The sequence below is a fragment of the Streptomyces sp. NPDC059816 genome, from assembly GCF_042732055.1.
Classification (GTDB): Bacteria; Actinomycetota; Actinomycetes; order Streptomycetales; family Streptomycetaceae; genus Streptomyces.
Genome location: NZ_JBHWIQ010000012.1, coordinates 241,512 through 255,622 on the forward strand (window position 1 = coordinate 241,512; position 14,111 = coordinate 255,622).

Genomic DNA, 14,111 nt, shown 5'->3' on the forward strand with positions numbered 1-14,111 from the left:
GCGGGCCCTCACCCGTCCCGCAGGCGCGCCCCCTCGACGATCAGCCACACGGCGAGCACCATCAGCGTGCCCCACACGGTGAGCAGCAGGATGCCGCCCCAGAACGCCCCGTCCCCGCTCACCCGGCGCCGGGCGCGCCGCCTCGATCGCGTCCTCACGACCCGTGCTCCGGCGGCACGGGCGGTGCGCCCCAGGCGGCGAGCGCCTTCGCGACCACTCCGGCCGCGTGGACGTTGCACCAGCCGAGGTCGATCACCGGGGGCCGGTAGCCGTCCTCGACCACGGACAGGCCGTGCAGGGTCAGCCCCACCCCGTGCGCAGCCTCCCGCAACCGCTCGCTCGCGGCTGCGGCCCGCTGCGCGGGGGTCGTCCGCCGCGGCCGGAAGCCGACCTCCCTGGCCAGGATCGCCGCCACGGACTCCGCGGGCTTCGCGTCCCGCGCGCCCCGCGGCACCTCGGCCCACACCACCTTTCCGGCCGCCGTGACGATGACGCCCCAGGTGGCCGGGCAGAGCTGGTCGAGGATGACCAGCCCCCGTCCGTGGTCATCGAGCGAGTCCTCCCGCCGGACGTGCGGGGTGCCGTGCCCCGAGTCGTGCACCTCCACCCGGGTCCGCTGCTCGTCCCCGTCGACGACGAGCCGCACCACCTCCGCGGGCCCGCACCCGTACCGAACGGCGTTCGTCACCAACTCGCTCACCACCAGCACGACGGCGTCCACGTGCTCCTCGGCCACGGGTGCGTACGCCTCGACCCGCTCGCGGGCGAACCGCCGCGCGGCGCGGGCGGATCTGGGGTTCCCGTGCAACAGCAGCACGGGAGGTGGGTCGGAAGCCGATGAGTGAGCCGGGCCGGTGCGCCGATCGGTCATGCGATCCCCTCGGGCGGTGCTTCGTGTGCGGTGACACGACGACCGGAACGGAGCGAGAGCGCTGCCCCGCTTGAGCGCACGACAGCCCGCAACATGAGCTGGTCGGGTGTCCGATCGCCGGTCTTCCAGGCTGCACACTCCGCAGGTGGTGGGGCAAGGTCTTGCCGCCGAGCAACGCCTTATGAGGTTCGAACTGATGACCCCTCTTGCGAGGAGGTCAGGCAAAGTCTTTCATCGTGAATGAAGGGTGCTCATCGCGCTCAAGCCCACGGAGGGGACGGGAATGACCGAAGGGCACACCGGATCAGCGGTGCTACGCCGTCAACTCGGACGCAATCTGCGTACGTTGCGTGGCCGGGCCCGTCTGACGGTGCGATCCGCGGCGACCAAGCTCGACTGGTCGGAAACCAAGATGTGGCGTATCGAGACGGGCCATACGACACTCCGGGCTCTGGACGTACAAGCCATGTGTATGACGTACGGCGCTCCGGCGGACCTGACGCAGACGTTGATGGACCTCGCGACGGAAGCGAAGTCGTGCGCGGGATGGCACTCACCCAACCGCATCGCCGTGTTGGGAAACGCCTACACGGGGCTCGAAGAGGCAGCGCACGACCTCGCCACGTATGAGAGCGACCTTGTCCCGGGCCTCCTCCAGACTCGGGACTACGCCCGCGCGATCATCTGCGCTCACTACCCCGCGATCGCTGAGGACGACCTGGCCGGACGGGTCCGTCTGCGGATGGAGCGCCAGGCGATCCTCACGCGTGCCACGGACCCGACGCCCCTGCGGGTGGCCTTGTCCGAAACTGCTGTTCGCTATCCGGTCGGCGGTCCGGAAGCGATGGCCAGGCAGCTCGCCCATCTCGTCTACATGTCGGGCCTGTCGCACATCTCGCTGCGCGTCGTGCCGTTCACGGCTGGGCCCCATCCAGGGGTCGTCACCGGGCCGTTCATGATGCAGCGGTTTCGACCCGCGGCGGACGGCACCGACACGGAACCGACGGTTGTCTACGCCGATGGGTACGTCGGAGGGCGCTACTTCGACCGGGCGGTAGACGTGGAGCGGTACGAGGCCGCGTGGGCGGGCATCTGGGCCGCAGCGCTCGATGAGCAGGCGACACAACACCTCCTCGCAGCCGCGGCGAGGAGCCATGCGAAACCGAGCGTCACCATGACCCGGGGCTGAACGCACGGAACCAGCATGCCGACACCGAGGACGGCGCATGGGATCGACCATTGAGGTACCCGGGCCGGGAGCGAACGTCGCTCGGCTTCGGAGGGCCCGTGGCTGGGGGCGGGACCGCCTCGCCGCCGCCTCCGGGGTGAGCAAGGGCCGACTCCGCCAGGTGGAACACGGGGAACGCGCGCTGATGGAGGGGACGGCCGCGTCCGTCGCGCGGGCGCTGGGCATCCCCCTCGAAGAGGTGCTGGGCCGCGCCCCGGTCCCGCGTGATGCGGAGGGTTCACTGAAGGCACTACACACGGCGGTGCGACGCTTCGACCTGCCGGGCGGTCGAGAGATCACCGAGGCGGAGCTGAAGCGGGACCTCGCGCACATGGTGACCCTGCGCGGGGACGCCAACCTTGCCGAAGTCCTCGCGAAGCTGCCGGCCCTCGTCTCCGGAGTGCAGACGCACGCCCACACCACAGGGACCGTGGAATCCTGGGCCATGGTCGCCCAGGCGTACTCGGCGGTGTACTGGCTGGCGGCCCGGCACCGCTGGATGGTCCTCGCGGACCTGGCGGTGACCAAGCAGAAGATCGCGGCGCAGCAGGCGGACCCGATGAGCCTGGCCATCGCGGCCCGCGACGAAGCGGGCGTCCATCTGAACCACGGGGACTTCGGTGACGGCCTGGCGGTGGTCGAGCGGGCGATCTCCCACGTGGAGGGCGTGGCGACCGGGCAGGAACGTGCGTACGCGTTGGGGATGCTCCATCTGCGCGGGCTGACCCTGGCGGGTCGGGCGAAGGACCGGCGTGCCGCGGACAGTCACATCGCCAAGGCATGGGACCTCGCCGAGCGGTTCGACGGCGAGATGAACCGCTACGGCATCCACTTCGGCCCCGAGAACACCGCCGTGCACGTGATCGCGACCTCGGGAGACCTCAACCGACACGAGGACGCCGTCTCGATCATGGCTGAGCTGGAGCGGCGGCGGAGGGGCATCACCCTGCCCGCCACCCGTACCAGCCCCCTGCACATGAACATCGCCCGGTCGCACGTGACGTTGGGCGATCGGGACAGGGCCCTGGAACACCTGGAGCAGGCCTGGGTCCTGGCCCCGCAACTGGCCAGGGTGCACCCCACCTCCCAGGAGGTGCTGCGCGTACTGACCAGCCGCCACAAGCGGAGCAACCCGCGGTTGACCCGACTGGCGAAGCTCGCCGAAATCCACTTCTGACCGGGCCGGTTGAGCCACGCGGCTCCGTGCGGGGCGTCGGCGTACCCTTTCGGCTCAGGAGAGTCGCCAGCCACGTACTGCGATCGACTCCGAGGTCGACGTCGGCTCGACGCGCCGAAAGAGGAACAGTGACGGCAACATTCTCAGAGATACGAGCCTTGTTGGGTGAACCCCGGTTCAACTGGACCGATCCGGCTCCGTGGAAGGAAATGGAGCGGGAGTTCGGAGTCGCGTTCCCTGAGGACTTCCGTGAGGTCATGGACGCCTACGGTTCCATCACGGTCAACACGCAGCTGTATCTGGACCACCCGGCCAGCTTTCCCCTGCGCAACTTGAGGGAGTACGTCAGGGACGAGCTCAAGGCGTGGCGTGCAGCGGACCTGGCCGAGTACCTGCCGAGCCCGGTGGGGCCGAACCCCGGTGAGTTGATGCCGATGGCGACGGCCATGACGGGGGAATGGATCTTCCTCCGCGTTCCCGACGGCCCCTCGTCGCCCTGGCGCGTCCTGGTCCAGGAGTTCGACAGCCCCGGCTGGGACCTCCACGAGATGACGTTCGGAGAATGGTTGCTGGCGTACCTCAGAGGCGAGGACGTGACGCTGTGTTCTCGTGACCTCGCGCCAGAGGGGCCGTTCTACGAGCGTGTGAGCTGAGCCGAGGTCCGCAGGCGAAACCCGTGCGCACCCGTGGCACGTCGGGCCGGGAACGTCAGCGGCGGGCCGCCAGCCGCTCGCGCCACCAAGTCACCGTCGCGTCCACCTGGACCTCGATGGGCGTGGCGCGTTCCGCGAACGTCGCCTCGTACGCGTGGGAGCCGATCACGAACGGGCGGTCGAACTGGTAGCGGATCTCGCCCAGTTCGCGGACCAGCGGGGAGAAGAGGCCGGCGAGCTTCAGGAGGGCCGGTGGGGTCCGGCGTACCGCGACGGGCCCCGTACCCGCCCGGGCGGCGAGCAGGTCGACCATCCCCCGGGCGGACCGCGCGGGCTCCGTGGGCACGTGCCAGGGGCGACCCCACGCCCGTTCGTCGTCCGCGACCCGCACCAGGGCCCGCGCCACGTCGGGCAGGTAGGTCCAGCTGTGCGGGGTGTCCGGGTCCCCGAGGACGGACACCGCACGGCCGCGCAGTAGTGGCGGTACGACCCGGCTGGCGGGGACACCGAGTCGGTAGCCGTGGCGGACGAGCGGCGAGAAGTCGCACACCGCGAGCAGCGGCTGGTCCTACCGGCCGCCACTCTCACCCAACACCGTTCCGATCACGTGCCGGGCATTGTGGGCCATCGCCCGGTTGGTGTCCCGGTAGTAGGGCAGGGCGATCAGCGCCTGCGAGAGCGTCCGGGCCCGGCCGCGGAGCCAGGTCGCGTCGTCCACACCGAGCGCCTCGCGGAAGACCTCCCGCGCACCGGCCGGCAGCAAGTTCCACGCCGGGAACAGGTCGCAGGCCGGATCGCCCACCCCCAGGCACCCGAAGTCGATGACCGCGGTCAGCCTGCCGCCGTGCACCAGCAGGTTGCCCGGCATGAGATCGGCGTGCAGCCACACCGGCGGGCCGTCTCCGCCCGGGGTCCGCAACGCCTCCTCCCACACGGCGGTGGCGGCATCGCAGTCGATGCCTTCCTGCGGGATTCCGCGCAGCTCCTCGATCGCCGTCCGGGTCTCCGCGTCGAGCGAGGCGAGCGGTCCGCCGCGGTGGGCCCGTGGCGCACCCGGCAGGGTGACGCTCCACACCGCTGCCACGAACGCGGCCAGGTCCTCGGCCAGTTGCAGCGGTGCGCTCACGTTCCCCGCCTCGGGACGTTCGCCGGTCAGCCACCGGTACACCGACCACGGCCACGGGTACCCCTCGGCGGGCACCCCGCTCCCGAGCACCTCGGGAACGCGCGTGGGCAGGTGGGGCGCGAGCCGGGGCAGCCACGTGCGCTCCCTCACCACGTCGTCGGCTCCGCCGTGCACCAGCGGCAACCGTACGACCATGTCACCACCCAGCCGGTACATGGCGTTGACCGTGCCCCCGGACGGGTACCGCTCGACCGGCAGCCCCGCCCACTGCGGGAACTGCCCGGCGACCAGCCGCCGTACGAGGTCGTCGTCGATGGGGTGCATGCCGGGGTGCATCGGCCCTGTGCTCATGGCACGCCATCCGACCGTTGGCAGCCGACGGGGGTCAAACTCTTTTCGGAGAACCTCCTCCGTGTGCCCGGGACGTACGGCCGCGTCGGCCGCTCAGGCCGGGCGGAGCCAGACCGTGGCCAGCGGCGGGAGCGTGAGTTCCAGGCTCACCGGCCGGCCGTGGGCCCCCTGCCGCTGCGGTCGCACCGGACCGGGCGTGCCGACGCCACTGCCCCCGTACCGTTCGGCGTCCGTGTTGAGGACCTCGCGCCAGGCGGGGACGGAGTCGGGGACGCCGAGTCGGTAGCCGTGGCGGACGACCGGCGAGAAGTTGCAGACCGCGAGCAGCGGTTCGCCCTCCGCGTCGAAGCGCAGGAACGCGAGGACGTTGTCCTCCGCGGTCTCCGCGCAGTCCGCGGCCACCCAGGCGAAGCCCGCCGGGTCCGTGTCCCGCTGCCACAGGGCGGGCGCCTCGCGGTACGCCGCGTTCAGGTCCCGTACGAGGTCCCGTACGCCCCGGTGGTCGGGCTCGGCCGCGTACGAGGGGTCGAGCAGCCACCAGTCGGGGCCGTGCGCCTGTGACCACTCCGCACCCTGGGCGAACTCCTGCCCCATGAAGAGGAGTTGTTTGCCCGGGTGCGCCCACATGAAACCGAGGTAGCCGCGGTGTCCGGCCCGCTGTTGCCACCAGTCGCCCGGCATCTTGGACACCAGGGACCGTTTGCCGTGCACCACCTCGTCGTGGGAGATCGGAAGCACGTAGTTCTCGCTGTACGCGTACACCATCGAGAACGTCATCTCGTGGTGGTGGTACTTGCGGTGCACCGGCTCGTGGGCGACGTAGGCGAGGGAGTCGTGCATCCAGCCCATGTTCCACTTCAGGCCGAAGCCGAGGCCGCCGAAGCCGTCCGCGCCGACCAGGTGCGTGGGCCGGGTGACGCCGTCCCAGGCGGTGGACTCCTCCGCGATCGTCACGACCCCCGGCACCTTGCGGTACACGGTCGCGTTCAGTTCCTGGAGGAACGCCACCGCATCCAGGTTCTCCCGGCCCCCGTACTCGTTGGGGGACCACTGGCCGTACTCGCGCGAGTAGTCGAGGTACAGCATGGAGGCGACCGCGTCCACGCGCAGCCCGTCGATGTGGAACTCCTGGCACCAGTAGACCGCGTTGGCGACCAGGAAGTTGCGGACCTCGCGCCGGCCGTAGTCGAACTCCAGGGTGCCCCAGTCGGGATGCGCGGCCCGCGCCGGGTCCGGGTGTTCGTACAGCGGGCGTCCGTCGAACTCGGCCAGGGCCCAGTCGTCCCGGGGGAAGTGCGCGGGCACCCAGTCCATCAGTACCCCGATGCCCGCCCGGTGCAGCGCGTCGACCAGGTACTTGAAGTCGTCCGGGGTGCCCATCCGGGAGGTCGGCGCGTAGAAGCCGGTGACCTGGTAGCCCCACGAGCCGCCGAACGGGTGCTCGGCGAGCGGCATCAGTTCGACGTGGGTGAAGCCGAGTTCACTGACGTACGCGGGGAGCTGCTCGGCGAGTTGACGGTACGTCAGGCCGGGGCGCCAGGAGGAGAGGTGGACTTCGTAGACGGAGAAGGGGGCCTCGTGCACGGCCGGTGTGGCGCGGCGGGCCAGCCACTCGGCGTCCCGCCACTCGTGGCGCGAGACGTGCACGACCGAGGCGTTCGCGGGGGGCACCTCGGCGTAGCGGGCCATCGGGTCGGCCCGCTGGGTCAGCGAACCGTCGGGCCGGGCGATCTCGAACTTGTACAGTTCGCCCTCGCCGATGCCCGGCACGAACAGTTCCCACACCCCGCTGGACCCCAGCGACCGCATCGGGTGGGAGGTGCCGTTCCAGTGGTTGAACGCGCCGATGACCCTGACCCCGCGCGCATTGGGCGCCCACACCGTGAACCGGGTGCCCGCGGTGCCCTGGTGGGTCAGCGGACGCGCCCCCAGCGCCGTCCACAGTTCCTCGTGCCGCCCCTCGCCGATCAGGTGCAGGTCGAAGTCGCCGAGCGAGGGCAGCAGTGCATAGGGGTCGACCGTCTCCACCTCGGCGCCCTGGTAGGCGATCCGCAGCCGGTAGGCGGGCACGCCGGGCGCGGGCAGCAGAGCGCTGAAGAAGCCGTCGCCGTCGTCGCGCAGTGCCAGCCGCCGGCCGTCCGAGACCAGGGTGACCCCGAGGGCGTACGGCCGCAGCACCCGTACGGCCGTGCCCCCCGCGACGGGGTGCGCGCCGAGCACCGCGTGCGGGTCGTGGTGGGTGCCGCTCAGCAGCCGCCCCCGGTCCTGCGCGCCCACGGGCACCGGGTCGTGCGCCGGCTCGGGCGCCGGTACGGGGTCGGGGGCGGGTACGGGGTCGACCTCGGGGGCCGGCGGCGGGACCGCGGCGGCGGTGCGTCCCCGGGCCCGGGCCGCCCCCGTGCGCGCCGGGCCCTTCGCCGCCTTCGGTGCCTTGGGTTCCTTCGGCGCCGAGGTCGCGGACTTCGGTGCTCCGGCCGCGGGCTTGCGCTTCGGCACGGCCTCCCGGTCCGAGGTCCGGGTGGTGCGCCCCCGGCCGGGGGGCTTCGCCGGCGTCCCGCGCGGGGCGGGCGTCTGGGCGGCGGCCGGTGCGGTGCGGTGCGGCGGGGCCACCGGCGCCACCGGTGCGGCAACCGGTGCGGCCACCGGTGCGGTGCGGGGCGTGTCGGACGGTTCGCTGGTGGGGGGACGACGGGTCACGGGGTGCCTCCTCGGCGGGGCCGGTGGGGGAAGGGGGCGGAGAGGAACGGGTGGGGGAGGTGCGGGGGTGGTTCAGGGGCGGCTCGGGGTGTCGGGGGCGGCGAGGCGTTCCACCGCGGCGAGCGGCACGGGCAACCAGTCGGGGCGGTGCCGGGCCTCGTACAGCACCTCGTACACCGCCTTGTCCGTCTCGTAGGCCCGCAGCAGCACCGGTTCGTGCCGGGGGTCGCGGCCGGCCACCCCCGCGTACCCGGCGCAGTAGGCGTTGCGGCAGGCGTCGGCCCAGTCGGGGGACCAGGGACGGTGCTGGCGGGCCGCGTAGTCGAAGGAGCGCAGTATCCCCGCCACGTCACGGACCGCGGGCTGCGGCAGCCGGCGTTCGGTCAGCGGCCGGGCGGGTTCCCCCTCGAAGTCGATGAGGGACCACTCGCCGTCGGGGGCGCGCAGGCACTGACCGAGGTGCAGGTCCCCGTGCACCCGTTGCGCGGTCCAGGAACGCCGTCCCGTGCCCAACTGCCCCAGGGCGTCGAAGGCGGTGCGCAGCCCCCGGGCGTACGGGCGCAGTGCGGGTACCGCCCGGGCGGTGTCGTCGAGTCGGCGGACCATGCCCCGGACCAGCGCCTCGATCTGCGGGCCGCCGAGCGTGACCGGCGGCAGCGCCCGGGCGAGCGCCCCGTGCACCTCCGCGGTGGCCCGGCCCAGCGCAGCGGCCTGCACGGTGAAGTCTTCGTCCCGGGCGAGGGAGCCCAGCGCCAGGTCCCAGCCGTCGCGGGCGCCGCCCAGGAACGGTTGGAGCACGCCGAGCACGAGCACCCCGTCCGGTCCTGCGTAGGACGGGTCGGCGTCCGCCCCCGGCCCCCGCGCACCCACCTCGGCGTGGAACCAGGCGGCCGGCGGCGGCACCCGTCCGCAGCCCTCGGTGGCGAGGACGAGCGGCAGTTCCAGATCGGGGTGGGTGCCGGGCAGGATGCGGCGGAACAGCTTGAGGATGAACGTATCCCCGTACACCAGTGAGGAGTTCGACTGTTCGACGCCGAGCACCCGGGAGGGCAGCCCGGAGGGGATCACGGTCTGTGCGGTCCGCTCGAAGCGCAGTTCGCCGATCCGGGCCCGCATCCGCAGCGCCTCCAGCAGCAGGGCGGCGAGCCGTGGATCGTAGAGCGCCTCGTACACGGTGCCGCCGCGCAGCGGTCCCCGGTCGGGGCGCCCGATGAGGGCGGGCGCGAGCTGCGGGGGCAGGGAGCGGCGGACGCCGATGAGGAGTTGGTAGCAGTCCGCGGTCGGCCCGTCGGGTGAGGTCTGCTCGGCGCGGACCAGCAGGTGCAGCAGGCGCGGGGAGCTGCCCGGGGGCACCAGGTCCGTCGCCGACACCACGGTGAAGCCGCGCACGGGACGGCCCTTGCCCGCGAACCACCGCTGCCGCGGAAGCCAGGACCGCAGCAGGGGACCGAGCGATTCGATCAGCTCGGGGCGGGCGACGGGCGGCAGGTCCGCCCGGGTGACGGCCTCCGACATGGCGGATCGCTCCTTTCTGGCGGGGCGCCTCGTGCGGTTCTGCGAAGGGTCCCGGACCGCTGCCGGAACCCCAGGGCCGGCGGGCCCAGGCTCGCGGGGCGCCCCCGTGGACCCGGGCCCGTACTGTCTGCTCCGGAGTCAGCCCGTCCGGCCGGGGAGGTGGTGCCGGGCACCGCCGCCCGCCGGGGAACCGGCGTCCTGGCGGGGCTCCTCGCGCAGCCGGAACCAGTAGAAGCCGTGGCCGGCGAGGGTCAACAGGTACGGCAGCTCCCCGATCGCGGGGAACCGCACCCCGCCGATCAACTCCACCGGGTGCCGCCCGCTGAACTGTCGCAGGTCCAGCTCGGTCGGTTGGGCGAACCGGGAGAAGTTGTGCACGCACAGCACCAGGTCGTCGCTGCCGTCACCGCCGTGCCCGGAGGGCGCCTCGCGCAGGAACGCCAGCACCGCCGGGTTCGAGGACGGCAGTTCGGTGTACGAGCCGAGGCCGAAGGCCGCGTTCTGCTTGCGGATCTCGATCATCCGCCGGGTCCAGTGCAGCAGCGAGGACGGGGAGGACATCGACGCCTCGACGTTGGCGACCTGGTACCCGTACACCGGATCCATGATCGTCGGGAGGTAGAGCCGCCCCGGGTCGCAGGACGAGAAGCCCGCATTGCGGTCCGGCGTCCACTGCATCGGGGTGCGGACGGCGTCCCGGTCGCCGAGCCAGATGTTGTCGCCCATGCCGATCTCGTCGCCGTAGTAGAGGATCGGCGAGCCGGGCAGCGACAGCAGCAGGGCGGTGAACAGCTCGATCTGGTTGCGGTCGTTGTCGAGCAGCGGCGCGAGGCGACGGCGGATGCCGAGGTTCGCCCGCATCCGCGGGTCCTTGGCGTACTCCGCGTACATGTAGTCGCGCTCTTCGTCGGTGACCATCTCCAGCGTCAACTCGTCGTGGTTGCGCAGGAAGATCCCCCACTGACAGCCCGACGGGATCTGGGGCGTCTTCGCCAGGATCTCGGACACCGGGTGACGCGACTCGCGGCGCACCGCCATGAAGATCCGGGGCATCACCGGGAAGTGGAACGCCATGTGGCACTCGTCGCCGCCCTCGGAGAAGTCGCCGAAGTAGTCGACGACGTCCTCCGGCCACTGGTTGGCCTCCGCCAGGAGCACCGTGTCCGGGTAGTGGGCGTCGATCTCGGCGCGCACCCGTTTCAGCATCCGGTGCGTGGCGGGCAGGTTCTCGCAGTTGGTGCCCTCCTCCACGTACAGGTAGGGCACGGCGTCGAGCCGGAACCCGTCGATGCCGAGGTCCAGCCAGAACTTCAGGGCCGCGATGATCTCGTCCTGCACGGCCGGGTTGTCGAAGTTCAGGTCCGGCTGGTGGGAGAAGAAACGGTGCCAGTAGTACTGCTTGCGCACCGGGTCGAAGGTCCAGTTCGACGCCTCGGTGTCGACGAAGATGATCCGTACGTCCTGGTACTGCTTGTCGTCGTCGGCCCAGACGTAGTAGTCCCCGTAGGGGCCGTCCGGATGGGCGCGGGACTCCTGGAACCACGGGTGCTGGTCGCTGGTGTGGTTCATCACGAAATCGATGATCACGCGCATGCCGCGCTGGTGCGCGGCGTCGACGAACTCCACGAAGTCGGCGAGGTCGCCGAACTCCGGGAGGACGGCCGTGTAGTCCGAGACGTCGTAACCGCCGTCGCGCAGCGGCGACTTGAAGAACGGCGGCAGCCAGAGGCAGTCGACGCCCAACCACTGGAGGTAGTCCAGTTTGGCGGTGAGGCCCTTCAGGTCGCCGACGCCGTCACCGTTGCTGTCCTGGAACGAGCGGACGAGGACCTCGTAGAAGACGGCCCGTTTGAACCAGTCCGGGTCACGGTCCCGGGCCGGCGTGTCTTCGAACGTGTCGGGTACGGGTTCATTGACGATCATCGTGTGGGTGACCCTCCGATCGGTGAGGACGGTCGCAGGAGCGTGAAGACGTGCGCGGGCGCGCGGCCCGGTTCTAGGCGCACGTAATTGGCCCTGCCCCAGTGGTAGGTCTCGCCGGTGAGCTCGTCGCGCACCGGTGCGGACTCGTGCCAGCCGAGTCCGAGTTGCGGCATGTCCAACGACACCGTGGACTCCTGGGTGTGGTGCGGATCCAGGTTCACGACCACCAGAACCGTGTTCGAACCGCCCGGTCCCGCGGCGGTCTTCGAGTACGCGATCACGGCGTCCTGGTCGGTGTGGTGGAAGTGGAGGTCTCGCAACTGCTGGAGGGCGGGACTGCGCCTGCGGATCCGGTTGAGGGTGGTGATCAGGGGCGCGATGCTACGCCCTGCACGCTCGGCCGCCTCCCAGTCCCGGGGACGCAACTCGTACTTCTCGGAGCGCAGGTACTCCTCGCTGCCGCGGCGCAGCGCGGTGTTCTCACACAGTTCGTATCCGCTGTACACGCCCCAGGACGGGGAGAGCGTGGCCGCGAGCACCGCCCGGACCTCGAACGCCGGGCGTCCGCCCCGCTGGAGGTACTCGTGGAGGATGTCCGGCGTGTTCACGAACAGGTTCGGGCGCATCACCGCAGCCGATTCCCCGCCGGCCAGTTCGGTCAGGTATTCGGTCAGCTCGCGCTTGGAATTACGCCAGGTGAAGTACGTGTACGACTGCTGGAAACCGACGGCTGCGAGGGTCCGCATCATCGCGGGACGGGTGAACGCCTCGGCCAGGAAGATGACGTCCGGATCGGACGCGTTCACCTCGGTGATGACGCGTTCCCAGAAGACGACCGGCTTGGTGTGCGGGTTGTCCACCCGGAAGATCCGCACCCCGCGGGTCATCCAGAACCTCAGCAGGCGCACGGTCTCGCGCACCAGGCCGTCCATGTCCCGGTCGAACGCGATCGGGTAGATGTCCTGGTACTTCTTCGGCGGGTTCTCGGCATGGGCGATCGTGCCGTCGGACCGGTGGTGGAACCACTCGGGGTGCTCGGCCACCCAGGGGTGGTCGGGGGAGCACTGGAGCGCGAAGTCGAGGGCGACCTCAAGGCGCAGCTCGCGGGCCCGGTGCACGAACGCGTCGAAGTCGTCGAGGGTCCCGAGGTCCGGGTGGACGGCGTCGTGCCCGCCCTCCGGCGAGCCGATCGCCCACGGCACGCCGACGTCGTGGGGGCCCGCCGAAAGGGTGTTGTCGGGGCCCTTGCGGTACGTCCTGCCGATCGGGTGAACGGGCGGCAGGTACACCACGTCGAAGCCCATCGCCGCGATGGCCGGCAGCCGCTCGGCGGCCGTCCTGAACGTGCCGCTCACCGGACGCTTGCCGGGCGCCGTCCGGGCCCCCTCGGAGCGCGGGAAGAACTCGTACCAGGAGCCGAACAGCGCCCGGCGCCGCTCCACCAGCAGCGGTGCGGGATCCGAGACGGTCAGCAGGTCCCGCAGCGGATGGCGGTCGAGTACCTCCGTGACCCGGGGGGCCACGGCCGCGGCGAGCCGCGCGGCGGGCGGACGGCTCCGGTCGCGCAGGGCGTCCGCGGCGCCGAGCACGGTCTCCCGGCGGCCCTTGGCCTTGGGCACCGCCTTGGCCGCCCGCTCGTGCAGCAGGGCGCCTTCCTCCAGGACGAGTTCGGTGTCGATGCCCGCCCGGACCTTGATCCGGGCGTGTCGGCGCCAGGTCGCGAGGGGGTCGCTCCACGCCTCCACGGTGAAGGTCCAGCGCCCCTCGCCGGTCGGGGTGACGGTGGCCCCCCAGCGATCGCTGCCCGGGGCGAGCTCCCGCATCGGAGTCAGGGCCCCGGTCCTCCCGTCCGGGTCGGCGAGCACCACGCCCGCGGCCACGGCGTCCTGGCCCTCACGGAACACGGTGGCACTGACCAGGAACGATTCGTTCACCACCGCCTTCGCGGGCCGGCGCCCGTGGTCGACCAGGGGGTGGAGATCAGTTACGGGAACACGACCGATCGGCGGATTCACGGCATCACCTTGGGGGCTCTGCGAGGCAGTGGCTCGAATATGTGGGTATGTGCGGCTTTTGTCCTCTTTGTATCGATGGTGGGGGCGGTGTGTGGCGTGCGTGCTGGGCCGCTCCTGTCCGCGGTCGCGCAGTTCACTCGATCGGGCCCGCGAAACGCGGTCACCCGGGTAGGAGCTCGCGGTTGGGGCCCGGGTGGCGGGCCGGGCGGGAGGTGCGCGTTTCGGTCCGTGAGGGGGAGCATTCCCCTGGGCCCGGGGTGGACAACCGGTCGTACGGTCGCTGTTCGCGCGTGCGTGCGGTCGCTTTTCACGGGTGTGGCTGCGTGAGTGGTGTCGGGGTCCGCGGTGTGCTCGGGTCGGGGGCCTGGGTCGGGCGGGCGTGAGTCGGGGTGGCGTCGCCGGGCATGGGTCGGGCCCCCGTGACCGGTGGTGTGGTGCGTGGTCGCGGGGGCCCGGACGGCTGTCGGCCCTGTCGTGCTGGGTGCGGGGCCCGGCCGTAAGACGAAGGCGGGTGTGGGGGGTGTCAGCCCTTGCGCTTGTTGATCTCCTCGGTGA

Annotated in this window: 10 protein-coding genes and 1 pseudogene; 3 read left to right on the forward strand and 8 right to left on the reverse strand. The window is 71.6% G+C overall.

Annotated features, from left to right (window positions below):
* Positions 1 to 8: 8 nt before the first annotated feature.
* Positions 9 to 158: a hypothetical protein gene (locus ACFV88_RS18435; RefSeq protein WP_385492349.1), complete on the reverse strand. Its 150-nt coding sequence runs from the start codon at positions 156 to 158 to the stop codon at positions 9 to 11.
* Entirely contained in the window at positions 155 to 817 is a 663-nt protein-coding gene (locus ACFV88_RS18440; protein WP_385492352.1) for an ATP-binding protein, read from the reverse strand. The genes ACFV88_RS18435 and ACFV88_RS18440 overlap by 4 nt, the downstream gene beginning before the upstream one ends.
* A 337-nt stretch (positions 818 to 1,154) precedes the next feature.
* Between ACFV88_RS18440 and ACFV88_RS18445 the strand changes: the two genes are divergently transcribed.
* The 3 genes from ACFV88_RS18445 to ACFV88_RS18455 all read left to right on the forward strand — a co-directional run bounded on the left by ACFV88_RS18445 (position 1,155) and on the right by ACFV88_RS18455 (position 3,929).
* Positions 1,155 to 2,060 carry a helix-turn-helix domain-containing protein gene (locus ACFV88_RS18445; protein ID WP_385492355.1) on the forward strand — a complete coding sequence of 302 codons (906 nt, stop codon included), beginning with the start codon at positions 1,155 to 1,157 and terminating at the stop codon, positions 2,058 to 2,060.
* 37 nt (positions 2,061 to 2,097) lie between these two features.
* Positions 2,098 to 3,276 (forward strand): helix-turn-helix domain-containing protein, encoded by a 1,179-nt coding sequence (locus ACFV88_RS18450; RefSeq protein WP_385492358.1) that lies wholly within the window; start codon positions 2,098 to 2,100, stop codon positions 3,274 to 3,276.
* 128 nt (positions 3,277 to 3,404) lie between these two features.
* Positions 3,405 to 3,929, forward strand: coding sequence for an SMI1/KNR4 family protein (locus ACFV88_RS18455; RefSeq protein ID WP_385492361.1), 525 nt, complete (start codon positions 3,405 to 3,407; stop codon positions 3,927 to 3,929).
* A gap of 55 nt (positions 3,930 to 3,984) precedes the next feature.
* On the opposite strand, the pseudogene ACFV88_RS18460 reads toward ACFV88_RS18455, so the two are convergent.
* The 6 genes and pseudogenes from ACFV88_RS18460 to ACFV88_RS18485 all read right to left on the reverse strand — a co-directional run.
* Positions 3,985 to 4,470, reverse strand: a pseudogene (locus ACFV88_RS18460) (NAD-dependent epimerase); the annotation flags it as partial.
* 27 nt (positions 4,471 to 4,497) lie between these two features.
* Positions 4,498 to 5,406: an aminoglycoside phosphotransferase family protein gene (locus tag ACFV88_RS18465; protein WP_385492364.1), complete on the reverse strand. Its 909-nt coding sequence runs from the start codon at positions 5,404 to 5,406 to the stop codon at positions 4,498 to 4,500.
* 93 nt (positions 5,407 to 5,499) lie between these two features.
* Positions 5,500 to 8,103 (reverse strand): 1,4-alpha-glucan branching enzyme, encoded by a 2,604-nt coding sequence (glgB, locus tag ACFV88_RS18470; protein ID WP_385492366.1) that lies wholly within the window; start codon positions 8,101 to 8,103, stop codon positions 5,500 to 5,502.
* A gap of 72 nt (positions 8,104 to 8,175) precedes the next feature.
* Positions 8,176 to 9,618, reverse strand: a complete 1,443-nt coding sequence (locus ACFV88_RS18475; protein ID WP_385492369.1) for a maltokinase — start codon at positions 9,616 to 9,618, stop codon at positions 8,176 to 8,178.
* Between the two features lie 138 nt (positions 9,619 to 9,756).
* Positions 9,757 to 11,541, reverse strand: a complete 1,785-nt coding sequence (gene treS / locus ACFV88_RS18480) for a maltose alpha-D-glucosyltransferase (RefSeq protein ID WP_385492372.1) — start codon at positions 11,539 to 11,541, stop codon at positions 9,757 to 9,759.
* The gene (locus tag ACFV88_RS18485; RefSeq protein ID WP_385492406.1) at positions 11,538 to 13,595 is read right to left on the reverse strand and encodes an alpha-1,4-glucan--maltose-1-phosphate maltosyltransferase; all 2,058 of its coding nucleotides are present in this window, start codon (positions 13,593 to 13,595) and stop codon (positions 11,538 to 11,540) included. The genes treS and ACFV88_RS18485 overlap by 4 nt, the downstream gene beginning before the upstream one ends.
* Positions 13,596 to 14,111 lie beyond the last annotated feature (516 nt).

Coding starts and splice junctions, on each gene's coding strand:
- ACFV88_RS18445 (WP_385492355.1), top strand. CDS start 1,155: ATGACCGAAGGGCACACCGGATCAGCGGTGCTACGCCGTCAACTCGGA.
- ACFV88_RS18450 (WP_385492358.1), top strand. CDS start 2,098: ATGGGATCGACCATTGAGGTACCCGGGCCGGGAGCGAACGTCGCTCGG.
- ACFV88_RS18465 (WP_385492364.1), bottom strand. CDS start 5,406: ATGAGCACAGGGCCGATGCACCCCGGCATGCACCCCATCGACGACGAC.
- ACFV88_RS18475 (WP_385492369.1), bottom strand. CDS start 9,618: ATGTCGGAGGCCGTCACCCGGGCGGACCTGCCGCCCGTCGCCCGCCCC.
- treS (WP_385492372.1), bottom strand. CDS start 11,541: ATGATCGTCAATGAACCCGTACCCGACACGTTCGAAGACACGCCGGCC.